General features: G+C 42.4%; 23 protein-coding genes. 8 read left to right on the top strand and 15 right to left on the bottom strand.

Annotation, left to right across the window (positions count from 1 at the left end):
* The 7 genes from O9334_RS10460 to glpX all read right to left on the bottom strand — a co-directional run.
* On the bottom strand, positions 1-1,160 hold a 1,160-nt coding region (locus tag O9334_RS10460; protein WP_288000215.1), incomplete at its 3' end, for an RNA-guided endonuclease InsQ/TnpB family protein.
* Between the two features lie 233 nt (positions 1,161-1,393).
* The gene (locus O9334_RS10455) at positions 1,394-2,056 is read right to left on the bottom strand and encodes a LapA family protein (protein ID WP_045360301.1); all 663 of its coding nucleotides are present in this window, start codon (positions 2,054-2,056) and stop codon (positions 1,394-1,396) included.
* A gap of 299 nt (positions 2,057-2,355) precedes the next feature.
* Entirely contained in the window at positions 2,356-2,973 is a 618-nt protein-coding gene (locus O9334_RS10450) for a flavin prenyltransferase UbiX (protein ID WP_012267310.1), read from the bottom strand.
* A complete protein-coding gene (locus O9334_RS10445) occupies positions 2,957-3,700 on the bottom strand; it encodes a HEAT repeat domain-containing protein (RefSeq protein WP_190381555.1) in 744 nt (247 codons plus the stop codon). The genes O9334_RS10450 and O9334_RS10445 overlap by 17 nt, the downstream gene beginning before the upstream one ends.
* 807 nt (positions 3,701-4,507) lie before the next feature.
* Positions 4,508-6,907 (bottom strand): BsuBI/PstI family type II restriction endonuclease, encoded by a 2,400-nt coding sequence (locus tag O9334_RS10440; RefSeq protein WP_288000211.1) that lies wholly within the window; start codon positions 6,905-6,907, stop codon positions 4,508-4,510.
* A 324-nt stretch (positions 6,908-7,231) separates the two neighbouring features.
* Entirely contained in the window at positions 7,232-8,518 is a 1,287-nt protein-coding gene (locus tag O9334_RS10435; RefSeq protein WP_288000209.1) for a glutamyl-tRNA reductase, read from the bottom strand.
* 184 nt (positions 8,519-8,702) lie between these two features.
* Positions 8,703-9,740, bottom strand: coding sequence for a class II fructose-bisphosphatase (gene glpX, locus O9334_RS10430; protein ID WP_288000207.1), 1,038 nt, complete (start codon positions 9,738-9,740; stop codon positions 8,703-8,705).
* A gap of 101 nt (positions 9,741-9,841) precedes the next feature.
* Here glpX and O9334_RS10425 point away from each other — a divergent pair, with 101 nt between their 5' ends.
* Complete coding sequence (locus O9334_RS10425) at positions 9,842-10,012, top strand: hypothetical protein (protein ID WP_190381581.1); 171 nt, start codon at positions 9,842-9,844, stop codon at positions 10,010-10,012.
* Between the two features lie 206 nt (positions 10,013-10,218).
* Here the strand turns inward: O9334_RS10425 and O9334_RS10420 are convergent, their stop codons facing one another.
* The 6 genes from O9334_RS10420 to O9334_RS10395 all read right to left on the bottom strand — a co-directional run bounded on the left by O9334_RS10420 (position 10,219) and on the right by O9334_RS10395 (position 17,035).
* Complete coding sequence (locus tag O9334_RS10420) at positions 10,219-10,968, bottom strand: DUF2272 domain-containing protein (protein WP_045360310.1); 750 nt, start codon at positions 10,966-10,968, stop codon at positions 10,219-10,221.
* 43 nt (positions 10,969-11,011) lie between these two features.
* Positions 11,012-12,028 (bottom strand): hypothetical protein, encoded by a 1,017-nt coding sequence (locus O9334_RS10415; protein WP_288000205.1) that lies wholly within the window; start codon positions 12,026-12,028, stop codon positions 11,012-11,014.
* A 36-nt stretch (positions 12,029-12,064) separates the two neighbouring features.
* Positions 12,065-13,738: a DUF4127 family protein gene (locus tag O9334_RS10410; RefSeq protein ID WP_288000203.1), complete on the bottom strand. Its 1,674-nt coding sequence runs from the start codon at positions 13,736-13,738 to the stop codon at positions 12,065-12,067.
* A gap of 83 nt (positions 13,739-13,821) precedes the next feature.
* A complete protein-coding gene (locus O9334_RS10405; protein WP_288000201.1) occupies positions 13,822-14,244 on the bottom strand; it encodes a hypothetical protein in 423 nt (140 codons plus the stop codon).
* A gap of 84 nt (positions 14,245-14,328) precedes the next feature.
* Positions 14,329-15,846: a glycoside hydrolase family protein gene (locus O9334_RS10400; protein WP_288000199.1), complete on the bottom strand. Its 1,518-nt coding sequence runs from the start codon at positions 15,844-15,846 to the stop codon at positions 14,329-14,331.
* Positions 15,847-15,925: 79 nt separating this feature from the next.
* Positions 15,926-17,035, bottom strand: coding sequence for a T6SS phospholipase effector Tle1-like catalytic domain-containing protein (locus tag O9334_RS10395; RefSeq protein ID WP_288000197.1), 1,110 nt, complete (start codon positions 17,033-17,035; stop codon positions 15,926-15,928).
* Between the two features lie 520 nt (positions 17,036-17,555).
* Here O9334_RS10395 and O9334_RS10390 point away from each other — a divergent pair.
* Positions 17,556-18,269 (top strand): hypothetical protein, encoded by a 714-nt coding sequence (locus tag O9334_RS10390; RefSeq protein ID WP_045360319.1) that lies wholly within the window; start codon positions 17,556-17,558, stop codon positions 18,267-18,269.
* Positions 18,270-18,342: 73 nt separating this feature from the next.
* Here O9334_RS10390 and cysK read toward each other — a convergent pair whose 3' ends face one another.
* Together cysK and O9334_RS10380 are read right to left on the bottom strand one after the other, a co-directional pair.
* The gene (cysK, locus tag O9334_RS10385) at positions 18,343-19,302 is read right to left on the bottom strand and encodes a cysteine synthase A (RefSeq protein WP_008202905.1); all 960 of its coding nucleotides are present in this window, start codon (positions 19,300-19,302) and stop codon (positions 18,343-18,345) included.
* Between the two features lie 57 nt (positions 19,303-19,359).
* On the bottom strand, positions 19,360-19,506 hold the full coding sequence (locus O9334_RS10380; protein WP_002796632.1) for a hypothetical protein: 147 nt from the start codon (positions 19,504-19,506) through the stop codon (positions 19,360-19,362).
* Between the two features lie 83 nt (positions 19,507-19,589).
* On the opposite strand from O9334_RS10380, the gene O9334_RS10375 reads away from it, so the two are divergent.
* The 6 genes from O9334_RS10375 to O9334_RS10350 all read left to right on the top strand — a co-directional run.
* Positions 19,590-20,285 carry a hypothetical protein gene (locus O9334_RS10375; RefSeq protein ID WP_288000194.1) on the top strand — a complete coding sequence of 232 codons (696 nt, stop codon included), beginning with the start codon at positions 19,590-19,592 and terminating at the stop codon, positions 20,283-20,285.
* Positions 20,282-20,644 carry a hypothetical protein gene (locus O9334_RS10370; RefSeq protein ID WP_190381277.1) on the top strand — a complete coding sequence of 121 codons (363 nt, stop codon included), beginning with the start codon at positions 20,282-20,284 and terminating at the stop codon, positions 20,642-20,644. Before O9334_RS10375 ends, O9334_RS10370 begins: the two co-directional genes overlap by 4 nt.
* Before the next feature lie 15 nt (positions 20,645-20,659).
* Positions 20,660-21,190, top strand: coding sequence for an HNH endonuclease (locus O9334_RS10365; RefSeq protein ID WP_045360323.1), 531 nt, complete (start codon positions 20,660-20,662; stop codon positions 21,188-21,190).
* 604 nt (positions 21,191-21,794) lie between these two features.
* A complete protein-coding gene (locus O9334_RS10360) occupies positions 21,795-21,917 on the top strand; it encodes a DUF8629 family protein (RefSeq protein ID WP_002737208.1) in 123 nt (40 codons plus the stop codon).
* Between the two features lie 24 nt (positions 21,918-21,941).
* Entirely contained in the window at positions 21,942-23,582 is a 1,641-nt protein-coding gene (locus tag O9334_RS10355) for an MBL fold metallo-hydrolase (RefSeq protein WP_045360429.1), read from the top strand.
* A 174-nt stretch (positions 23,583-23,756) separates the two neighbouring features.
* Positions 23,757-24,409: Rpn family recombination-promoting nuclease/putative transposase (locus O9334_RS10350; RefSeq protein WP_288000189.1), on the top strand; the 653-nt coding region annotated here is incomplete at its 3' end.

Here is a 24,409-nt window from a genome sequence, read left to right as displayed (position 1 = left end):
GCTTCTGAAAAAGTAGAGGTATTCTCTCCCCAAGCGTTTATCGGATCTAGCCCGAAAGTTCCCGTATGCCCTACGGTACTTAACCCTTTTTTAAGGATATTGATAGCGGCGTTTTCATCCCTATCTAAAACACACCCACATTTACACTGATGGGTTCTAGTCGATAAAGATTTCTTAACAATTTCACCACAGTTTGAACAGTTTTGGCTTGTATAGTTCGGTGGGACAGCAATCGTTATCTTGCCGAATTTAACTCCAAAATATTCTATCCATTCTCGAAACTGATACCACGCCGCATCATTGATCGATTTAGCTAAACAATGATTCTTGACTAAGTTCTTGATTCTTAAATCTTCGTAGGCTATCACATCGTTAGAGTGAACTACGCACTTGGCTAACTTTACAGCAAAGTCTTTACGTTGCCTACTTATTTTAAGATGAGCCTTAGCTAATCTTTGTCTAGCTTTTTGACGATTTGTACTTCCCTTTTTCTTTTTAGATAACTGTCTTTGAAGTCGCTTTAATCTTTTCTCAGACTTTCTTAAGAATTTAGGATTGTCAACTTTATTACCCTCGTGGTCAGTATAGAAAGAAGCTAACCCCACATCTAAGCCGATACACTTACCCGATGGTTTAACATCTTCTTTAACATCACAAGAAAGAATAAATTGGCAATAATAACCATCGGCTCTACGAACTAATCTAACCCGTTTAATGTCAGACTGTTGAAAGTATCCTAAGTCCCAAGTCCCTTTTAGTTTAAGTGTTCCAATCTCCTTTTTATCACTGAAATGAATGGTTTTAGGGTTAAGAAGCTTCCATCCTGTTGTTTTGTACTCAACGGAACGGGAAAACTTCTTAAACTGAGGATAGCCTTTCTTTCCTGCTACCTTCTTTTTACAGTTATCGAAGAAACGGGAAATAGAAGACCATGCTCTTTCAGCCGATGCTTGCCTTGCTTGGGAATTTAACTCACCAGCAAATTTAAAGTCGTGCGCTAAAACTCGACAATAAGCCGATAGGTCGTATTTATCCACACCCTTGTTATCCATCCAATACCTTAAACATTTATTACGGATGAATTGAGCGGTGCGGATAGCATCGTCTATAGCTTGATATTGTTTTGTTTTAGCCTCAACTTTAAACTCTAGGACAAACATTTACGCTAGGCTTGACAGGATAAACTTATTCTAACACATTAAATATTAAACTGACAACCTATTATCTAAAAGCCGCCCGGTCGTGCGGGGAACCTTAAACCCAAATTTTCGGTAAGACAGGAGACAAGGCCAGAAAAGTCTATCTTCTCTGAGGGATTCAGGTAGAAACCTCCACTCTGTCCTTGCCCTGAGCTACGTCGAGGGGCTTGCCCTGAGCTACGTCGAAGGGAAAGTTAAATCCACTCCTCTTCATCCGCTTTGTTTACCTCCCGATCTTGGTTTTGATCCTGGGTAGGGGGCTTAATAATCCGATAATTGACATCGTACACTTGATCGGCTTTTTCCCCGCGAGTCTGTTTGGCTGTGCGGTAACTATAGGAATAAACTGAGCCAGTTTGAGAACTGTCACTTGGAGGCTTGACAAAATCCGCCCTTTGGCTTCGCTCAGGGTCAACTTTTTCACAATCGGCAACCCTAGGCGGGAATTCTTCCCGATCCTGAATGGTCGTCGGTTTTTCGGCTTGCCCTGAGCTACGTCGAAGGGGGGGTGTATCAAAATTCCAATCATCACCGCTATCTCTTTCCCAATCGTTACCCCGTGCAGAAGCAGTAGTATCTTGAATATAGGTAGGTCGGGGAGATGGGGGTGGAACTGTAGGATTATTGGCTATAGGAGGGGAAGCTTTTGGGGCAGCCAAAGGACGACCAAAACTATAGAGAAATTGCAGGGTTAAACCACTGATAATTCCCGCTAGGGTGAAAAGTAACACCCAGACCGCTAGGGGCAGTTTTACCGTCATAATACCGCCAAAAAAGACCAAAGTGATCACCCCCAGATTCTGCCAGATCAGTAATCCGCCCACAGCGATCGCAAATAAGACCATAATCCAGCCCATTTTTACCTCCCTTGATTCAGTGATCAGTAAACAGTGATCAGTAAACAGTGATCAGTAAACAGTGAAAAGATGGCAAGAAACTGCTATTTAAGTAGTTAGGTGTTAAAAACTGTCAGACACCCCCCTTATTAAGGGGGGATTAAGGGGGGATCGAACCCAAAATCTATCTTCAATTTAATTATAACCAGCTATTTAATACTGCTCACTTAACACATACTGCTCACTTAAAACTCCAATCTGATAACTTACCCACTGATAACTTACCCACTGATAACTTACCCACTGATAACTGATCACTGTTAATGTCCTTGCCAGCGATTAATGGCCACACAATCGATATCTAACTGATCGAGAGTACGAGCGATGACAAAATCGACCAAATCCTCGATCGATTGGGGATGGTGATACCATGCCGGTATTGCTGGCACGATTCTAACGCCCGCCTCGGCTAAAGTGGTTAAATTACGCAGATGAATTAAACTAAAAGGGGTTTCTCGCGGCACTAAAACCAATTTTCTGCCCTCCTTAATCTGCACATCGGCCGCTCTTTCTAGCAAATCGGAACTTAACCCCCCCGCTAATTTAGCCACTGTACTCATGCTACAGGGAATAATTACCATACCAAGGGTGCGATAGGAACCACTGGCAATTGTTGCCCCCACATCCCCCCAACGATGACAGCGTAATTTTCCCCCTTCCATCACCCCGCATTGGCCGCGCCAAAATTGTTCTTGCAGTTCCGGTTCTGGAGGCATCCGCACATTATCTTCTGCTTGCCAGACAGTGTAAGCTGATTTGGAAGCCACTAGATCGATCGTGTAGTCGGCTAAAAGTAGATATTTGAGAGTACGGACGGCATAAATCAGCCCCGATGCCCCCGTAACGCCCAAAATTAGCGGTTTAGATAATTCCTTCAAGCTCTAATTCCTCGATCAATTGTAATCCTCTCGGGTCGCCCACTTTTAATAAAGCACCTCTCGCATCTTCCTTGACACCTAAATCCTCATCTTCCACCAAGGCCTCGATCAAAGCATCGATCGCCGTGGCATAAATAACATTGAAGGGCAATTCTCGGCATAATTGACCGATTGACCAGGCGCAATTACTCCGCACTGCGGCGATTAAATCTCGGCGCAATCCTTCGATTAAAGGCGGCAAGACGGTGATGATAGCTTCATAATTGACCTTGGCAATCTGGGCCAAACTACTGGCCGCCCATAATCGCACCGCCGAAATATCAGTTTTAAGAGCATGAACCAAAGGCTCGATCGCTCTGCGATCGCCACAGTTGCCCAAGGCCCAAACTACTCCTTTTCTGACGTAACCATTCCAATCTCTGGTCAGTAAATCGATTAAGGGTTCCACAGAGTTAAGACTGGGATTTCTGCCCAAAGCGTAGGCGACACTGACACGCACTAGGGGACAGACATCGTTTAACATTTCTAGTAACGGGGCGATCGCTCTTTCATCACGCAATTCACAAAAGGCGCGGGCGGCGATCATTCTCTCGCTGACATGAGCAGAAGTAAGCAATGACAGCATTTCCTCTGGATCGGGGGGGATTTCCGCTGCTTGATCCGGAGCGCTCCCATCGAGAGGATTATTTAAGGAGTTGCTAGAGTCTAGGATTTCATTGTCGTACATACTTGTTAGATTATCTCAATCCCTGACCGCTTACGTCAAGTTAAAAATAGACCTCTTGTAAAAATCAAAAATTGTTGTTAGGATTAGGAGTCAGGGGTCAGGAGTCAGGATTCATGGCTCTTGTCGGGTTTGTGTGATAATTTTTGCTTATGGAATCGTGAAGTGCTTATCGGGCAAAACTTTTAGGACTATTTCGCCGAAGAAACTATTCAGTATAGACCTCGTTTTCACACAGAAACCAGAAGAGCCGAGTCGGTCGTCAGTAGTCAGGAGAATTAAGAATGAATAATAATCAATTAAATGGTCTATTTGCAGATTTTATGCAATTTAATCCCTATTTTTGCCGTTTTTGAACCCTCAAAAATTAATTATGCAAGAGGTTTAATGAAACTTAATAGCGCACTGCGGGGTTTAATCACCTCAATATTGGCATAATCACCGCAGAAGGTTTCTAGTATTCCACTCAAAAGGTGCTTTACATTTCATGCTTCGCACCCGACAAGATTGACGTACTGTTAGGCAGTGGCTTCGACATCGCACTCTTAGACTCACAGCTTCAATGAATGAGCATGGTGCGTTCCCAAAAATCTATTGGTGGAGCAGTAGGACTTGCATCAGGGAACGCCCCCTACAGCGATCGCACTGTCGTGTACTGTCACTTATGATTGATTGTTATCAGCTTTGCAAAACAGGATTTAGGATCAAAAATAACCTAGAAGCACTGTCCCAATAGAAAACCTAAGCCACCTAACGGTGAAGTTAGGTGTACTTTCACAACTGATATCTTTAAGAACGCTTTTCTGGGTTCTAATATGGACCTAGGAATCTCTCTCCATTGAAGTGAATCATGTGATCGGGCTGATCAGCTACCCAAACTTCTGTTTCCCAGGAAATTTCAGCAAGATAACGAGTCATTTCCCTACGACTGGGAAAAGCAGTAACAAAGACAAGACCCTTACAGCTTAATTGAAAAAGTTGCTTTAGTTCATTGTGGCGTTTCAAATTCACTGGACCATGACTCGTCACCGCTTCTATAAGGACAAGCCAATCTTGGTATCTATGATAGATAACAAGATCAGGCATTTTCCCGTGAGGATCTAATTCAATCCCCATTTCTCGGAATTTTTGTGTTTCGTTGATTATAAATTTATCACCAGCATCGCCAATATATAGAACTACGCCCCCTGGCGTAAATCTTGGACAAAAGCTTTCTAAGATGTCTTTAATTAAAATATTTTGCCCACCTGATGAAAGCTGAATCGCCCGACCATCGGGTAAGGTTATAGGAATCATGGGCAGATTTCGATTCCTGGCTTGCAACCAATTAGTCACTGAAAGCGCATAATTTCTACGAGCTTCTTCCCACTGCTCAGAGCCATAAACTTGAAGCAGTGATAACGCTTGCCGATCAAGTTGGTAGCACCACCTAGGGCTATTAATTGGTCGGTCTGGTTTGTCTGGATTCTGAACCACCAGTCCCATCTGCACAAATTGATGCATTGTCTGTTTTCGAACAGTTTCGCGTGTGTTTGGTGCATATTGTTTTCCGTAATGATCACGGAACCAATCCATCATTTCTGTAATTCCGCGTTTTGGTGCAGTAGCTTGGCTCCAGGGTTTATCAGGTTGAATATCTGCTAACGCAAGTAAGCATAGTGCAGACCTTTCATTCTGTTGCGCTCTAGGAGCAGAGATAGCCTTGAGAATTGTCAGTGCTTCTTCGATTCGTTTGTTTGCTTGAACTGCGGCACTTGCTTCATCCATAATTGATAGAACTTCATGTACAACTTGATCGATTTCTTCTTGGTTTAAGTCATTGTCCCCAACTTGAACTCCTATTTGGATTAAGTCATTTTTACATGGATACTTAACCCTACGAAGGTCGGTAGCATTGACTTGTGTATTTCCACTAAATTGACGAAAGTAGCTATCAAATAAAGTTGAATTAAGAAATGCGGCTAACCCTTTAGCTACATCAGGAGGCATTCCTCTGCCTTTAGCATGATAATAATTAAGATGATTTTCGACACCTAGAGATTTTGAACCAATAGGAGAACACACAGCAGCAACAACACGACGCTTTTCTTCTTTGGATGAAAAACGTTTTGTCAAAACATACCAGCCAGGCTCAATTAACCATTTTTCTGTTTCGTTATTTTTTTCTACCGCAATGGGCTTGCGGGGATTATCAGGAGGAAATACTACTTTCCTGACTTTTACAGATTCTGGATAAAGTAGGGGAACAGTTCTATCACTCAAATGGTTTCTTAAAGACGATTTCAGGCGAAAATCAACAACTGGACCAGTGGAAACTTCTAAGCCTATCTCATCTAATGTACAGGGCATTTTATTCATTTGAACTCTCAAGGAATTCTTGAGAGAATTTGTAACAATATGAATAAACTGTTCAGAATCATTCGGCTCAATCACTTCGTCATAGGGGGCATATCTAGATTCTGAAATCTCGTCTAATGCCATCTCAGAATTACTGGTTATTTTTACAGTGCTAGGTTTTTGTTTAGATCTTAGGGCGTGAAAAATAATATTTTCCTGTAATACCTCATCTTCTGAGAAGGTTGCTGATCTACTCTCAAATATATGAATTTTATCTAGTTTCATATATTCTAGGAAGGCTTTTCGGAAAGGGCGAAAATACTTGCCATTGCAAAAACTTCTCGGCGTAATCGCAACCACTTCGCCATCGTCTATAAGTTGTACGATGGCAAGCCAAACAAATGCGCTGTAGAGATTTACAGTATCAATCCCAATACTTGCAAGAACTTTCTTTTCTGCTGATTGGCTGTGAATCTTCTTATAAGGTGGATTCAGAATCGCATGAGTAAAGCCCGGAACTACCTTCTTAAAGAGTGGCAAGTTCATTTCACTACTAGCTTTGATGAAATTCTCCCCCCGCAAGCAATAATCTGCTTGAATTCCTTTTCCGTTCAAAGCGGCACAGCATTCTGTGAGGGTTTGATTTAGCGAGGGGAAGAAGACTGGTTCGACTTCATATGCTGTAATGCTGCAACTACTAACCTGATCGGGGTTTGCCAGTAACCGCTCTACTACAGCAGCAGTTAAAGTTCCAATTCCAGCCCCAGCATCTAGAAGGTGAATAGGACCAGACAGGTTGTTGAATTGTCCTGCCATGAAACGCGCAACAGTTGCGGGGGTCAAGAACTGACCCAACTGACTACGCTGTTTCAAGTTCAATCTTGAAGAGTAGTAGACTCTGGCTATATCAGCAGAATCAGTAAGGAACGTTGCCATCTGGTCATCTAGTAGCAGTTATGAATCAATACCACAGAACTCCTTCCCGGTACACCTAACTATCAATTATACCGCTCCCTGCTGCCAACTCCGGCACTCATGGACAGCCTTAACGAGTGATTTAGAGAGTCAACAGCTTAGTGGTCTGTCAATCTTGAAATTGTGGATAGGGGAATGCTGCCAAATTATCCGCTCCCAATCCCTCAAAATCACCTTGACAGACCAATAGAATCGCCCTTAATTTTTGTGGATTACCAGTCCCTAACTATATTCCTCCCCGACACTGAGGTTAAAGAGCATTTGCAGGGATTGTAAACAGCGCTTGCGGGCTTCGATATCCTGTTGGGCGCGCAGTTGTACCATGGGTTCGTGAAGGATTTTATTGACGATACCGCGGGTCATTGCTTCGATAACTTCTTGGTGTTTTTCGGCGAATTCCGTCCCCAGACGGGAGAGGGCCTTTTCTAATTCCTGTTCGCGAATATCTTCAATTTTGCTTCTTAAACAGCTAATTGTCGGTACAGTGTCCAAAGAACGCCACCAAAGCTCGAAAGCTTCCACTTCCTGCTCTAGGAGTGCCTCTGCTTCCCTAGCCATCTGACGGCGACTTTCCTGATTGGCGGCAACCACCGCTTTGAGATCATCGACGTTAAAAGCTTGCACTTGTGCCAATTCCTTCACGTCGGTATGGACGTTGCGGGGAACGGAAATATCGATTAACATCAGCGAGTTAGCAGAAATCGTCACTTCTGTCAATAAAGTTTTAGTTAAAATTGGTTCCGTGGCTCCGGTACTGGTAAAGACGATATCCGATGCCGCTACGGTAGTCATCATCTCTTCTAAGCCATATAGTTGCAGCGGTAGGTGAGGAAATTCACGGGCCAACTCCTGGGCCCGTCTTTGGGAGCGATTGACGATCGCAATTTGCTGAGAACCCTTAGCCAGAAGGTGAGTAACTAATAATCGGGACATTTTCCCTGCCCCGATAATAGCGATTTTCTTGCCGCTGAGGTCTGCCACCTTAGCATGGGCTAACTCCACCGCCGCCGAACTGATCGATACGGCTCCCGTGCCGATGCTGGTTTCCGTGCGGACGCGTTTACCGGCAGTCATCGCTTGTTTAAACAGGCGATCGAGTAATTGACTGATAGTATTGTACTTTTGAGCTAATTTATGGGTATTTTTAACTTGAGCGAGAATTTGCCCTTCACCGAGGACAAGACTTTCTAAACCAGCCGACACCCGGAGCAGATGACGGACAGCATCCTGATGCAGTAGGGTAAACAGATAACGACGCAGGACATTAAGGGGAATATGCCCGATTTCAGCGAGAAACTGGGTAATTTCCACCACGCCCTTTTCCGTATCCGTAACCACGGCGTAGATCTCCAAACGGTTACAGGTACTGATAATAGCCACCTCTTGGATGTGGGGATAACCCTTGAGGTGGGTAAGGGCGGACTCGATTTTCGCTTCCGGGATACTCAATTTTTCGCGAATTTCCACAGGGGCTGTCTTGTGACTCAAGCCCACTACAGCAATATTCATTTATGTTCTCCTACAAATGTTGCTCAGGCTACAAAAATTATTGATAAAGATCAGTGCGTTATGTCTCTAATTGTTGCAATTTAGTCCCCATCGGGATGCAAATAAAAGATGTTTGAAAAAAAACTTTATATATTTTTACCAATGGGGGCGAGGTGAGCCATGGCCACCCCACCCGGTCAGAGAATTATCTCAGTTGAATGTATTTGGGTCGGTCGAACAGGTGAACGGTATCGACAAAGCGAGCGGTTTTCGATTGGGTGGAGATAACCAAGCTTTGGGTACGAGCGCCACCATGGAAGAAGCGTACCCCTTCCATCAGGGTGCCGGGGGTGATCCCACAGGCGGCAAAGAGGACGGTTTCGCCACTGGCTAATTCTTCGCAACCGTAAACGCGATCGGGATTAGTGATGCCCATTTCTTGCAGACGAGCGAGATTACCCTCTCTGCTTTCGCCGATTAAACCGGTTTTGACCACTTCGGGATCATAGATTAATTGTCCCTGGAAGTGACCGCCTAGACAACGCATAGCCGCCGCCGAGATTACCCCTTCCGGAGCGGCACCGATACCCATGAGAGCATGAATATTAGTTCCCGAAAAAGCGCAGGAAATAGCGGCCGATACGTCACCATCGCTGATCAGACGAACTCTGGCCCCGGCGTTGCGGATTTCTTGGATTAATTCCTTGTGACGGGGACGATCCATAACCACTACCACCAGTTCTTCGATCGAACGATTGAGACAATCGGAAAGAACTTTCAGGTTTTCCGTCGCCGATTTATTAATATCCACATGACCTTTAGCTGCTGGGGGAGCGGCTAATTTTTTCATATAAAAGTCAGGAGCGGCGAATAACCCACCTTTTTCGGAGATCGCTAACACGGCCATGGAACCATTTTGACCGTAGGCAACCAAGTTAGTGCCTTCGCAGGGATCGACGGCGATATCGATTTCGACTAATTCGTCGGGATTACAATATTGTTTGGCATCAGCTTGGGTACAGATACCCACTTCTTCGCCAATATAGAGCATGGGAGCTTCGTCTCTTTCCCCTTCTCCAATAACGATGCGACCGCGCATATGGATTTTATTCATCCGTTCGCGCATCGCTTCTACAGCGACGTGATCGGCGGTATTTTTTTCGCCTTTACCCATCCACTTCGAGGAGGCAATGGCAGCCTGTTCGACCACTTCGATAATTTCTAACCCTAGCGTACTTTCCACTCGATGATCCTCCCTACAACTGAATCTATGATTTATCTAGTGAGTTTGTTTCCTTAACAGTCAAAAGTCTATCACCAGACGGGGATCATTCTTAAATTTTTATGCAGATCATCTCGATGAGACCGGCATGGCTAGGGAGTTTTTGGGACTATTATCGCCTAATCTTGGCGATTGGGACTTTTATCGCTGATTTTGTCGTTAATATAGCCCCTGTCATCATTCTGGTTGGGATCGTTAAAGATAATATTTCCTCTCCCACTGGCGATCGTTAGAATGGTGGTTTTGACCGCTGCTGTTAGTGCCGGACAATGGCAGCAGGAATATTTCCCTCAATCCATTGAGCTATCGCTGGGAAATAATAGTCTTATCAAGCTACAATACGCTTAACTATAGGGGAGGAAAAGCGCAGGATTCTCCCATTTGTATCGCCTTTTCTCCTTAAAGATTTCAAGTTTGCCATCACTTCAAGGGTTGCACCTTATCTGAGATTATTTTTGATAACCACAAACCAAGGTCTGAAATCAGGTTTGGTGACTTTGATGTGTCCCTGAGCGTCTAGAGAAACAATCGTTTTTGCCACACTATCTCCTACATTCCCACCGATGACTTCTAATTGATTGTTATTTTTGGCAACCACAATATCACAATGAGATTCAAAATCTCCTTTATCAATAATCTGTGGATAGGTTAAACCCGCATTTTTTCCTCGCGGCGCACAGATTAGATCGCCAACAGATGGACGAATCCAATCAATGGGATAGCCTCGAAAAGAAGCATGAGGATTGTCCCGATTTCTGACAGCATCAACGATGTAAGTAGCGTGACGGACACTATATTTAAACTGATCACCTGCCCCTGATTGTTCCATAATAAAAGAAATAAAAGCGGCTGACCAAGGATAATTATCCCAGCCTCCTTGATTTTTATTTGCTATTTGGGGTAATCTACAAAAGTCACCTCTAGGGGGTGTTTGTACACTGCGCCAGTAACGATTAACTATGTTGCATTGAGCATATTCTAGAGGTCTTTCAGCTGTTCCTGTATCTCTGCGTATTTCAGTATCTGCTTTAGCTCTGACAACAATGGGTGGATTATGAAAATTTTGCCATTCTTTAACAGCGTTTTCAGCCACTTTTTCTTGAAAGTTCTGAGCTTTGGTTGCCACAGGAATGACTAAAAAGCTAATAGTTAATAATCCACCAGCAATTAGAGTATTGAGCAGTTTCATAACTCCCTCCTTTCCCTTATTTGAGAGATAGAAAAAAAGATAATTAAAACAATGAACAAAGATTCAATTGATCAACAATCTTCTGAACCTCCTGTAACATAGCATCAGCTTCAGGACGAATTTCCGCTTCTAGGCGGTTAATTGGCCCCCAATGTTTTCGGAGATTTCTTAAGCCAATAGCAGCAAATTCTGCGGCAAAAGCCGGACAAGCTTTCGACAAGCGTTGAAATTCTTTTCCTTTCCCTTCTCCATAGTTTTCCCAGTCTTGAGGAGGACAAGTAACCCCTTCCTTAAAGATTTCGATAAACCCTGATGAATTGGCTAAATACTGCTCGAATAACTGTGGTAATAATGGACTAGCACTGCGGGCATTATAGCTTGTTTGAAATAATCCAGCTTCCGCCGTTTCAGCAGTGGTATTGCTGGCTGAACGATCACGTCCTTCACAGTATTTTCCAGAACTTTCCCGCATTCCTAACCCTATTAGCAAGACAAATAAATGTCTGAGGGTATCAACCCCTGCCACGCTATTATTCATCCCTAAATAACCGAATTTTTGAGCATAGTGTGCTAAGGCATCTTTATCGGAGTTTCCTGTGTTAGCTTTCGCCATTTCTTTGGCAAAGGGATTACCTGCTTTCAACTGGCAATAAACTTTAGCGTAGACAACTGCCATGCCTTTAATGTAACCTTTGGGGGCAACTCCTCGATCGAGCCAGTGATAACGGGCTATTTGGGAATTAGCGGCAATCTGGATAATTTTATCAAGTCCATCCGTGGCGGAAACAACATTAATATAGATACTGGTTTCTGCCTTTTTTTGATTTCCTTGATCAAAACCGATGGCGGTAATTTTGCGCCCACCGATATTGGTAAATCCTGAATAAGTAATCGACCAAGAACCATCCGCTTTAACCTGACCACTGCCCAGGGGATATTTTTCGTCTGCTTTGAGTTCTACAGTGACCATTTCAGTGGGGACTTTGCCTGTAAAAGTAACAGGTTTTAGACATTCAAATCGAGCATGATTGGTAGGATTGATAATTTGTAAGGAAGTCATGGCATTTCTCCTATGGGATTGTTGAAAAATTTACTGTTAGACGAATTGATCGCCCAATGAAGGATTAAAAGCGATCGCTTCCAGATCGGTACGATAGATACCAACTTTATGAATTTCCTCTGGTAATCTTGGCCAGATGTGGATTTCACTCTCAAAAGTGCGCCAAAATTGCGGGGTAATTCGGAAGACTCGGTTATTAACAAGGGGAAGTGCTGTAAAATGTTCCTGCATTCTGACATTAACGTGCCGATTTAAGACCTCAAAGACTTTTTTGACCGTAGCAGGATTATCATATCCTTCGTAATGATTGAAAGTGATTCCTGTTTGATTTTTTAGCTGATTACAGAAGCTTTTAGGTTCTTCGGGTCGTTGAACTTCTTTATAGCCATTAGCAAAAACATCATGAGCAATGGCTTCTAAATAAAGTTGTCTTTGAGCGGCGGGATTTTTAGCGTAGAAAAGAATTTTTGCCACCGCCAAAGTTGAGCCAACACAATTGCCAAATGTTCCCCAACTACCGAAGGCCAATAAATCATCATAAGGTAACACAGAAGTGGCATTCCAAGCCCCATTAAAAAGTCGGCCATCAATGATGACTAATTTAGCGCGCTGCTCGGAAGAATAGTTCTTGTATTTAGCCAGAAATTGCTCATCTAACTTCGCTTGTTCCTTGTCGTCTTTCTGATAATCATCAATACTACCATTTCGACGACGAGTTAGGATAGCGACCTCGAAATCCCAGTCATTTTCTGATTCTTCTAACCCAACTGCTTGTAATTTTTCAGTCACAAGTTCTCTGGGTGGTCGTCGCCCGTCGTACCACATTTCAGTCTCCTTATTAGAGATATGGACACGCACTTTAGTTTTGGGAAGGGTTTGAGCGATTCCCATTGCTACTAATTCATCTGCTCCCCAAGTAATTGGCTGTTTGAGAGCCGAGAGATTATACTTATCCAGAAGATTGTATAATCTTGTTTGCATTGTTTCTCGCACATCTTTGGATGAATGTTTTTGAGAATCTCCCATCGCACAAACCACCGCTGAGATTTTTCGATTCATCGACTGTAATAGACGGATAGATTGTTCGAGTCTCCACAACTCTTTGTCGTGTCTTTTTTTTGCCCAATCTGGATAAGGAGTTGGATTTGGTTGAGGAGGACCGACACCAACAAAAGATTGGACGATGACCGCTTTTTCAAATTGAGAAATAGTGGGGAGATAATCTTCGGGATATTGTAGCAATCGTTCTGCAATAATGAACGCTGTATCCTTGACCGGAAGCAGTGTAATCATTTGTCTAACTAAAGAATCTGTTTGTCTTCTCGGACTAAGAACGTACACAGGACAAATTCTTTCTGAACGGTTGTCTTGTCCATTAGGGGGAATCCCCAATCCATCTCCATCTTGTTCTGTTGGTCGATGATACACCTTAAATTGAGACTGCTTAATGTCTTGTAATATCTTGGCCACAGGGTCATTACTTTTAATTTCGACATGGGGAATATAAGCGAACCATTTCGCCATCTGATTAACAGGGGTTGTTAATTCTAATTCCCAGTGGTTATTGGCTGCAGATTTGTAATCATTAATCTCAATTTTATCTCCTGCTGTCAAGGAAAATTTTTGAGTAGGATCAGTAATTTGACTGCTATCTAGGGTAGATTGTTTGATAACAGTATTGACTAGAGCTTTCAGTTTTTGAGTAGTCATCATTTTTGATCCTTTTTTGCCTGATTCTGGACAGGTTACTTTAACAACAGCAGACAGTTAACAAATAGGATATTTTCCCTTTGTCAAGTTAAGGAAGTTACAGTGAGTTGGATGCTATCTCGATTATTAGCATAGGCGATGATCACATCGTTAGCAAAGCAGTAAAGCCGTCCTGTTTTTGGTGCTGTAAACTGTTTATTTGTGCCAATGAGGAACAAACTATCTTGATCTTTATCAATTGAACCAATCAGTGAAAACCAAGGTGAATTAGGCATTCGTCGTAGTCTTTCACATAGTTTCAGAAAGAAATTAGTACTTTCATAACCATCAGCATTAGAGGTAATTGTCCAGTCTGTCCATTGACCTGTTGCTTGAAAATGATATTCTTGTCCAGCGACAAGATTAATTCCTGTATCGTTCCAGATTAGTTTTGAGTCTATGTTTATAGGGAGATTTGTGTTTTGCATTACCTGTTGTAAGGCTGATGCCAGTAAAAGTTTGTACATTGTTCGTGAGTAAATCACCGAATCAAAAAAGAGTAGGGTGATCACTATAAAAGATCATTATGATCACCCTTGAGTGAGTTATTATTAAGGTTGAGGACAAGTTCCTAGACCCCAATCCACATATAGATCATGGGGATTAGTATCTCCTAGCCAACTAACTAATTTCTTGTAATCAGCAATATCGTAGATACCAAGGCAACCTGCCGTTCCTGGACAGGGACCATGACAATATTTTCCATTCCAATCAATATGGATTTCAATAGCACTTCGCCGTGTGGAATTCGGTCCGACATATTTGATAGGGGTAGTAACTGGACCCAGACCATTACTAAAAACAGTCGGTCCATATTTATCTTTGCCACCTGCCCAGAGAATGTCATTAATGTACCATTTGCCTTCAGGCAGCGGTTCCATGGAACCCGATACACTTTGAGGACCTGTACGGAATAGTTGGTTACTCGGTTGTCCAGAGCAAACTTTAAGATGATCTTTTACCTGTCCATTCTTGATATATTCCAAAATGAGAATATATAAACCATCACCGTCTTTCTGGTTAGTTTTAGTCAGTCGGAGATAAGTTCCGTGAGCAGGTTGAGGAGTAGGTGGGGGTGTTGTTTCTTCTCCCCACAATTTAGCCCAAGTTTTTGGTCCGACTTTCCCATCTGCTTCGGAGTGACCAAAAACATCTGCTTGGAATCGTCTGACAGCATTATCAGTACCACTGCCAAAATCCCCATCAATTTCTCCGTTATAGTAGCCTAAATCTTTCAAACGTTGTTGCATTTCTGCAATATCTTTGCTAGAGATTCCTGCATCATTATCAGTCATTCCTTTTAACAGTAATCCTCGCTCTAAAGTAGGCGGATTGGCAACCCTCGATAGAGCTTGAGTACGCCCCTCAAATTCAACTCGATTACCTGCTGGAATTTGCTCATTTGGTGCGGCGATATGGAAATTCTGAGCATTAGGATATTGTCGCAATACATCAATTAAATCTTCTTTAAGAGGACTTTTTAGGGTAATAATTTCGACAACTTGGTCAGCCTTATACGCCACAACAACGGTATTTTGATTTTCTAAGAATCCTTTAAGCCAAGTAGCGGAACTTTGGGGAGAGGGTTCTAGATCAATAGGTTCACCAAACCCATCTGTTTTACGAAATAGTTCTTCTTCATCTTTACGGCGATTAACTAACCCTTCAAGAACCACTCTTTGTCCGTTTACGGTTGCTTTATTCCATTCTTTAAACTGATTAGCCGCTTCGTTATAATTTGGCTGATTTAACAGACGTAGTAAGGTACTTTCTTTAAAAGCTCCGATGCCTACGTTATAAGCAAAGGAAACTAAAGCATCAAACTGATTTTGATGAAGATCAACATTTACTAATTTATCCACAGCTTTGGCTTTTTCCTCACATTCATTGATAAGGAAGCCTTCCGCCTGTTGATCAGTAATCTTATCCCCTTCCCGAACACGTCGTCCATCAGGATAACAAGTTGTTCCAATCCCAATTGTCCAAACGCCAGCCGGACACTTATAAGCGGTAAGCTTGCAACCTTCCCACTTTTTGATCAGATCAATACAGTTCTGTGATACTTTCATGGCAAATCCTCCTAATTAGTTCAGATTATGAGTGTTTATGTAGGTAAAGTGTAGGCGACATTTTTGAGGTAGAGAGGTGCTAAACAGAGACTATTTCTTTCTTTCTCAAAGCACCAATATCTTTCTCAAGCATCATTTGAATTTCGGGAATAGCGGGTTTATAAGGGGGATTAAGATTCAGGTCTATCCAGCGATTTTTAACACTTTCATGCAAATTGCTAACATCCCCTTCAAATTGGCGAGGTGCTGTTCCCGCTACATTAAATGGCCATTTTGACGTATTATCAAAACGCGCACTACAATTGGGATGAACTTCATGTTGAATATAACTTTTATCTAAGACCAAACCCAAGGTTTCGACTTGTTCCATCATCCACAATAAAGCTCCATCGGATAGGCCAGATTCTTCCTGAGAACCTCCACCAACACAACCATGACCCCCCGGAAACCAAACTTGAACCACTTGTTCTTTTTGTTGTCTGATCTGGGTAGAATGGGGACGCATTAGCGTTACATCAAAGACTTTACGAATTTCATCAATGGCAACTGCATGAAACGCCTTTTCAATTGTAGGATTGATGGTCGAATCATAAAAGCGATAACGTTCGTTGAACTTTTCATCCAAGTGCAGAGAATGAACGATATCGGGGATACCTAAAGAAGCAACCGTATCCCAACAGCATAGGGCCTTAATGGGAACTCGTCGTCCATACTGATTACGGAAATCAATGGCATTTTTACCGTTAGGTGCGTTATTTGGGTCTTGTTTTTCTCGGTAAATTTCGTAGGCTTTGGGGATTTGTCGGATAAATTCTCGATACAACAAACCACAATTATAAATTAACCCAGCTAAACAGCGTACAGTGTAAGCTCCCCGACTAAACCCAAAGAGATAAATTTCATCTTCAGGTTGATAGTTTAAGCACAGAAAACGATAGGCATCCTCAATCTTATGATCAATGCTAATGCCTAAAGCACCTCCACCAATTTTAATTAAAGTATCAGTCACCTCGGCATTAGTTTGTTTTGTCCCAATGCCTTCGTCATAGTAGATGATTTGACGGATGGGGTTGCCCTTACTATCATCAAGTGGCGTGATAGCTTGCACCATTTTGACAACATTGGTAGGATAACCTTGTCCTAAATCTTGCCAAGTTCCATCACAACAAACAACAAGACGGCTTTTCATAGCGATGAACCTCCTAGGTTTCTTAAAACTCGCCAGTTTATGGAATATTTGAGGATTCTAGTGAATCATGACTCAAAATTATCGAGATTTTCCTTAAGGTAAAATTCCCGCAAGACTCCACCGAGACAAAGGAAGTTCTAACTCTGTTCGGAAGTGATATAGATGAGTTAGACAGCTGGCGTGACTAGGTAAAATTAGTTGCGGTATTTATACTTAATACTCTAGATCGTCTATCAGAGCTTGCTGCCCTAAAGACAGCAAATTAATATATTTCTTGAGGTTTCTATATATAAGTTTACAGAATATTGTTCAGCTATTTATTACTAAAAAAAATTGAGTTTGATGGCAAACAATCTTAACACCTAAGCTCGCCAATCTGAACTTTAGCCGATTCTCGATCGCAATTTTAGCCCACCCTAGCACTGCGCTCTTTTCCCACGAGGATTTTTACCAAGAAAAATGATCTGTCTGCCTGAGAACAGGCTATAGTGATCATCAAACCCTCAGTGAAAAACTTCCCGTGTCTTCAGTATTCCGCCTTCCTCCCTATTTTTCTCCCGCTCTGCAGCGTCGAGTCATGAAAACTCTCGCCGCCAAAAAAACCCGTCAATTCTTGACATGGGCGGCAGCTTGTGCTAGTTTTTTGATCCTCTGGGCGTGGAATTGGCAGTTAGTTTTGGCCACTTTAACCGGGGTGGGGGCGATGATTGGAGTTTACCATCTCCAGGGTCAAAACTGGCCATCGCTGTGGCTGTGGGGGCGTGCTTTTTTCAGCGCCGATAGCGGTAAGTTAACTTTAGCGGTAGTCTGTGGCGGTTTGGGCAGTTTAGCCACCTATCTCGCTGTAGCAATTTGGACCTATGCCGAAAATCGCTGGTTGGCCCTGGCCTCAATTTTGCAAGGATTTGGCACGGTTTTGACCTTAATCCTACTAGGATGGCATTTTCTCGACCATCGCGGTCAAAATGAGTCCAAAAACTTTGATCGCTGGTTAGAAAAATTAACAGTCAATGATCCCTTAATGCGCTTAATGGCAGTCCGACGTTTAAGTGAAATGCAACTTTCCCCCAGTCGTCGAGAACAATGCCAAGAATACTTCCGCTATCTTCTCTCACGAGAAACCGATGCACAAGTGCGATCGGCTTTACTGGATAATTTTTCCGGCAAAGAAGCAATCAAACCGCAACCTTTACAAATACCCCTACAGGTGAAAAAATCCCTCTTTAAAATATGATTAAAAAGCTCTCTGCTATTAGCAATCAGCCCTCAACTAAAGCTGACTGCTAGAGGCTGAGGAGGATATTTTTTTACACCAAAGTTAACTCGCGCTCCTCGATATTTTGGAACATCAGCGTACTCAGATAACGTTCTCCAAAACTAGGCTGAATCACCACAATTAATTTACCCTCATTTTCCGGTCGTTGGGCCAGTTGAATCGCAGCGCAAAGATTGGCACCGGAAGAAATCCCCGAAAGTAAACCCTCTTCTTTTGCCAAACGACGACCAAATTGAAAAGCTTCCTCATCACTGACAGTAATTACCTCATCAATCAGATCTGTGCGTAAAACTTCCGGAATAAAACCCGCACCGATACCTTGAATTTTATGGGGACCGGGATTACCCCCAGAAATCACCGGACTATTGAAAGGTTCCACTGCGACTACTTGAAAACTAGGTTTACGCGATTTAATCACTTCAGCAACTCCCGTAATCGTGCCTCCAGTACCCACACCTGCAACAATAAAATCTACCTGTCCGTCGGTATCTTGCCAAATTTCCTCGGCAGTGGTGAGACGGTGAATTTCTGGGTTAGAAGGGTTGCGAAATTGTTGCAACATATAAGCGCCTGGGATACTATCAACGATTTCCTGAGCGCGTAAAATTGCCCCTTTCATACCTTGGGAACCGGGGGTAAGTTCTAGGGTAGCACCGTAGGCTTTTAACATCGCCCGGCGCTCTAAACTCATCGTTTCCGGCATAGTTAAAATCAAGCGATAACCCTTAGCTGCCGCAGTCATCGCTAGGGCAATTCCCGTATTGCCAGAAGTGGGTTCCACTAAAACCGTGGTTTCTGGATTGATTAAACCCGCTTTTTCGGCGCTATTAATCATGTGAGTGCCAATGCGATCCTTGACGGAAGCAGCGGGATTCATCCCTTCTAATTTCATCACAATTCGGCCAAGACAGCCCTCCGCCTGGGGAATCCGATTCAATTGTACTAAAGGAGTGCGGCCAACCAATTCGGTGACATCGTGAGCGATACGCATGATATTTTCTCTGTCTGGGTGATTCGTGTGCTTATTTATAGCGGTAAGCTCTCAGCTTTAGCGTTTGAGAATTTCCTCACTAGCCAAGGAGGCGCTATATAGCTCACTTATAGCAAAGGCCAGCCCTAGATCGGCAAAATTTCCATTTTCTTTTGTTTCTTTAGTCAGTCCGAGTTGATTCCCAGAGACAGGCAAAACTACCATGACCGATAAGATTGCTTTTTTCCAAAAGCTTATACTTGTACTAAAATAACTATGGATAGTTTACTAAAGTCAGAATTACGGTCATGACCATTAAATCTAATCTAGCCCTATTGAAAGAACAACATATAGAAATCAAGGGCTATTTGAGCGATAGGTTAAAAGCACGTCATCTAGAATGGATTGTAGAACATCTTGATGATCCTGTAGCGGCGGAATTGTTCCAGATTATCATACAAGAACGAAATGAGAGAGCCAAAGTTAATTCAAATCAGTCCTTGCAAATATCCAGACACGAGGGCAAAATTGAACAGTTAGGAAAAAGTAATCAGAATTTATACAACCAGAATGTTGAGCTTAAACAAGAAGTCAGTTATTGGCAAGAAAAAGTTAATGAATTGCTACAAAAGTTAGAGCAGTTACGTCAAGATTTATTAGATTTTGATCAATCTGAGATTTATCGTTTAGGTCAATGGTTAAAGGCTAGTCTATCTAAAACTGGCCAGGAACGTCAACAGGCTTTACTGGAAAAGGAATTAGTTCATAAAGACAGTTATAATCTAGCGGTGAGCGATCTAAAAAATACTATTCAGGAACAACAGGATGGGATTACACAAATAAAAGAGCGAGCAATATCTACAGTTGAATCTCTGGAAAAAACTAATGATAAACTACGAAGACAACTGGGGGATATTAAAAAATATATTATTAATAACTATGGCGAGAAAAAGTGGCAAGAAATCACTCGTTACTTTGCAGATGACCAGGAACTGAAGCCATGAAGTTACTAGAAGAAATAAACTATCGCCAATGGCAAAAAAGAAATAGTGAACTATTTCATGGCCTTTCCCTAGAGCAACAAAGACAAGCGAGAAAAAAGGGCTATTATAATAGCGGCTGGGGAAAGGTTAAAAGCTCTTGGGAACTTCTTCAGGATTTTAAAAATAATACTTATAAAGTTGTCAGTTTATTTGAGCATGAATTAAATAAGGGAAATCTTGTCAAAGCCATTGATTTAGCCATTATTGAGTCTGAAAAAGCCCAAAAAATATCTGAAGAAGGAAAACAAGAGTTAGAAAAAATCTCAAAAAATGTGCATGAAACAGCAGATAAAGCCTTGGCTAAATATCCTTTATTATGATTATTATGTACTGCCATGACTAAAATATCAAAATCAAAGTTGTCTCAATTATATAGCTCCGATGAAATTGCAGAAATCTGGAATGCTAATCAACATCTAGCAGTTATCGAACATCCCCAAAAAGGATTAATTAGCCCGAATCAATATCGAATAATGGCCAAAGAAAAACCCTGTCCTTTTTGTGGCAAAAAGATGAAACATGGCGAAGAATTTAAAACTTCTTCCCAGTCAGAAGCTATCAAAAGGGGTTACGAATATAATAATTCTCAAGGGGAAAAAGTTATTAATCAAATCAATCAGATATTTTTTCATCCCAATTATGTCACTATCGATCATATAATTAATAAAGCCCGCTGTCCAGAAAAAATGTTTGATTTTGACAACTTACAACCGGTATGCTGGCAGTGTAACCAAGCAAAAAGTGATGATAATGCCTATGAACTTCGTCACACTTATGAGTATTTATCTAGCCTAGTCGATCAAACAGCAATTCGTTATCCTCTTCTGGAAAAGACCAATGACTTAGCCGAGTTTAACAAACTTTAATTTTAATAAACCTTAATTGAGTTTATAATCTGAGCAAATAGCCTTCAACTCTAATCGAAAACTCCTAGTAAAATTCAACTATAATTGAATTGAGCTAATCTGAATCAAAATGAATAACTTGTTTGCTTTTGCCTCATGTCTAAAAGGGAAAATTTACACCTATCATTACGTCGCACTTTAGCAAAGGAGAATTTAAAGTCAGGCTAAATTTTTGTGAAATTTTCTTGACTATTATGACAAAAGATGCTAGGTTTTTAGATAATTTTCAGTAGTTTTTGATGAAATCATCACAAATTACTGGCAAGTTTAATAGACCTCTTGTAAAAATCAAAAATTGTTGTTGGGGTTAGGAGCCAGTAGTCAGTAGTCAGTAGTCAGGAGAATTAAGAATGAATAATAATTAATTAAATGGTCTATTTACAGATTTTATGCAATTTAATCCTTATTTTTGCCGTTTTTGACCCCTCAAAAATTAATTATGCAAGAGGTTTAATTATGAAAAGAGGTGGAGCGGCCATGGACAAATTCAAAACCTAGCTGCTAACAACCGAAAAAGTTGGGTTAGTATGAGGGGAGATACCCTCTGAGGAGTTGCACTAATTATATGGACATCAAATTAATCTTGTTGGCATTAACGGCTGTATTCACCGTCTCTTGTCTCTTTTTCGGCACCCGCAACGGTTTTTACGATAGCGATAACTACGATGGCAATGGTTCCGCTCACTAACCAGTCATCATGATCAGGGTTGCCATGGTTCAACACTCTACTGCTATCTGGGGGTCAAAATCCCTTTTATCCTGTTTACCTTTTGGTGTCGGTCATGCGTCGGAGGGAGTTTGTCTCCTACTGAAAATCGGTCCCTATCGCATACTTTTAGATTGTGGTTTGGCCGATATGCAACCCCTGACCCAAAACAAAAAACCACCTGTAGATCTGGTGTTCTGTAGTCATGCCCACAGCGATCACATCCGTGGGTTAATGGCTCTCCATCAGACCTATCCCCAATTGCCAGTTTATGCCAGTGAGGTGACAGTACAACTGCTGTCCCTACAATGGCCTGATTCTACCGAGGAAATCGGCAGTTTCTGTCAGGGTTGGCCATGGCGAGCGCCGATCGCTCTCTTTGATGATCTCACCGTCGAGATTTTTCCAGCTGGCCACCTCCCTGGGGCTGCTGTGGTTCTCTTCACCTACAAAACCCCCAAACGCACCTATAAGGTCCTCTATACCGGCGATTTTTCCCTGTCTAATTTTCAACTGGTGGAAGGATTATCGATCGATCTGCTGCGGGGAGTGTCCCCCGATGTGCTGATTATTGAAGGCAGTTACGGCACAGAGCGCCATCCCCACCGACGACAGCAGGAAAAACAGTTGATGAATCGCATCTATCATGCGATCGCTGAGGGTCAAAATGTCCTACTACCCGTCCCCGCTTTGGGATTGGGTCAAGAAATTTTAAAATTACTGCGGTCGCACCACCAATTCACAGGCCGCGACATTGATATCTGGGTTGGGGGCAAGATCGCTAAAGCTTGCGATGCCTACCTAGAAATTTTACCACAATTTCCCGCATCTGTCCAGAATTTTGCCAAACATCAGCCCTTATTTTGGGATGAGCGCATCTGTCCCCGGTTGCGAAGGTTGCCAGAAAAACCGACACCTCTAGGGGGAACCACTCCGATAATTTTACTAATCGATCGCCTAGAGGAGGTGAGTAAATATCTGCAAGGGGATAAACCTTGGTTAATGTTAGCTCCCCAACACCTGCACGATATCAACCTGGAGAATCCCCGATTAAAAGCGGCACAGCGTTCGGGATTAATTAGCCAAGAAACCTATCTACTGGCCGAACATAGCGATAGTCGCAACACCACCCAACTGATCCATAACCTGCGGCCGCAGCATATCATGTTCGTCCATGGCTCGCCCCTATATCTAGCGGATTTGACCAGTTTAGAAGAATTACAAAGCCGTTATCAACTCCATTCTCCGTCCGTGGGAACCCTGGTGGAATTGCCTATTGGCGATCGCTTTATGCAACCGACACCCCCGGCCCCCAGTCACTATGAGGGAGAATTAAATGAATCGGATTCGATCGTCACTATCACCTTACCAGATCCGATCACCCGGGATCCCCGGTGGAGTAATTTCGCCGATACGGGACTGGTGGAAGCGCGCTGGCAAGGGGAAGAATTATTATTGCGGGGAGTCTCCCAACGGGAATTATTAAGCGAGAGTCCCAATCGTATCACCAAAGCTTTAGAGGAGATGGATTGCTGTCGTGTCTGTGTCCACTACAAAAGTCAGCGCTGTTGGAATCCCGCTTCTCCCCTCTACGGTTTTAAAGTGGTTGCCGAAGGCTATTGTCCCGTTTTTGAAGCCAATATATAATTAGGGTCTGCTGAAAAAGTTTGGGGGTTAGGAGTCGGTCTTTAGGAGTCAGTATTCTTGGACTTGATCCATACAGAAATAATAAAAAATTAACAAAGAAGATTTTACTCAGGCTCTCCAAGACTTTTAGCCATAGCTAGTATATTCCTAGGGGGGAGGTTCAGAAATAAAGGCATGAAAACTGACACGATTTTTTATCAACTCTTTCAATCATTCCCCTCTATCTTCTTTGAATTAATTCAACTCCCTATCAGCGAAGCCAATAACTACCGCTTTGACTCAGTGGAAGTAAAACAACTTTCCTTTCGTCTTGATGGAGTCTTTCTGCCTCAAAATAATAACCCCCAGACTCCTATCTACTTTTGTGAGGTACAATTTCAGGAAGATGAGGCTTTTTATCAGCGCTTTTTCACCGAAATATTCTTATATCTCAGTAAAACTGACTTAACCAATGATTGGCGGGGTGTGATTGTTTATCCTAACCCTCAAGTAGAAACCAATCAAGTTCAACGCTATCGGGAACTGCTCAACTCCGAGCGAGTCAGACGGATTTATCTGAATGAATTAGAAAACATTCCTCAAACTTCGATTGGTTTAGCTACAGTGCAATTAATCACCCTATCTAAAGCAAAAGCGATTGATAGCACCCGAAAATTAATCCAAAGAGTGAGGCAAGAATTAACCCCCGACCAAAAACCGCAAGAACTCTTACAATTAATAGAGACGATTCTCGTTTATAAGTTACCGCTTCTCAATCGTCGGGAGATAGAAACTATGTTTAGTTTAGATGAATTAAAACAAACTCAGTATTTTCAAGATGTGCGCGA

Origin of the sequence: Microcystis sp. LE19-8.1F, assembly GCF_027531715.1 — a bacterium.
Classification (GTDB): domain Bacteria; phylum Cyanobacteriota; class Cyanobacteriia; order Cyanobacteriales; family Microcystaceae; genus Microcystis; species Microcystis wesenbergii_A.
This window is presented reverse-complemented; position numbering and strand designations above follow the sequence as displayed.

Bases quoted from the DNA above. Each gene is read 5' to 3' on its own strand.
- O9334_RS10455 (WP_045360301.1), bottom strand. From the start codon at position 2,056: ATGGGCTGGATTATGGTCTTATTTGCGATCGCTGTGGGCGGATTACTG.
- O9334_RS10445 (WP_190381555.1), bottom strand. From the start codon at position 3,700: ATGTACGACAATGAAATCCTAGACTCTAGCAACTCCTTAAATAATCCT.
- O9334_RS10435 (WP_288000209.1), bottom strand. From the start codon at position 8,518: ATGAATATTGCTGTAGTGGGCTTGAGTCACAAGACAGCCCCTGTGGAA.
- O9334_RS10425 (WP_190381581.1), top strand. From the start codon at position 9,842: ATGCAGATCATCTCGATGAGACCGGCATGGCTAGGGAGTTTTTGGGAC.
- O9334_RS10420 (WP_045360310.1), bottom strand. From the start codon at position 10,968: ATGAAACTGCTCAATACTCTAATTGCTGGTGGATTATTAACTATTAGC.
- O9334_RS10415 (WP_288000205.1), bottom strand. From the start codon at position 12,028: ATGACTTCCTTACAAATTATCAATCCTACCAATCATGCTCGATTTGAA.
- O9334_RS10410 (WP_288000203.1), bottom strand. From the start codon at position 13,738: ATGACTACTCAAAAACTGAAAGCTCTAGTCAATACTGTTATCAAACAA.
- O9334_RS10405 (WP_288000201.1), bottom strand. From the start codon at position 14,244: ATGTACAAACTTTTACTGGCATCAGCCTTACAACAGGTAATGCAAAAC.
- O9334_RS10400 (WP_288000199.1), bottom strand. From the start codon at position 15,846: ATGAAAGTATCACAGAACTGTATTGATCTGATCAAAAAGTGGGAAGGT.
- O9334_RS10395 (WP_288000197.1), bottom strand. From the start codon at position 17,035: ATGAAAAGCCGTCTTGTTGTTTGTTGTGATGGAACTTGGCAAGATTTA.
- cysK (WP_008202905.1), bottom strand. From the start codon at position 19,302: ATGCGTATCGCTCACGATGTCACCGAATTGGTTGGCCGCACTCCTTTA.
- O9334_RS10380 (WP_002796632.1), bottom strand. From the start codon at position 19,506: ATGGTAGTTTTGCCTGTCTCTGGGAATCAACTCGGACTGACTAAAGAA.
- O9334_RS10375 (WP_288000194.1), top strand. From the start codon at position 19,590: ATGACCATTAAATCTAATCTAGCCCTATTGAAAGAACAACATATAGAA.
- O9334_RS10370 (WP_190381277.1), top strand. From the start codon at position 20,282: ATGAAGTTACTAGAAGAAATAAACTATCGCCAATGGCAAAAAAGAAAT.
- O9334_RS10365 (WP_045360323.1), top strand. From the start codon at position 20,660: ATGACTAAAATATCAAAATCAAAGTTGTCTCAATTATATAGCTCCGAT.
- O9334_RS10360 (WP_002737208.1), top strand. From the start codon at position 21,795: ATGGACATCAAATTAATCTTGTTGGCATTAACGGCTGTATTCACCGTC.
- O9334_RS10355 (WP_045360429.1), top strand. From the start codon at position 21,942: ATGGTTCAACACTCTACTGCTATCTGGGGGTCAAAATCCCTTTTATCC.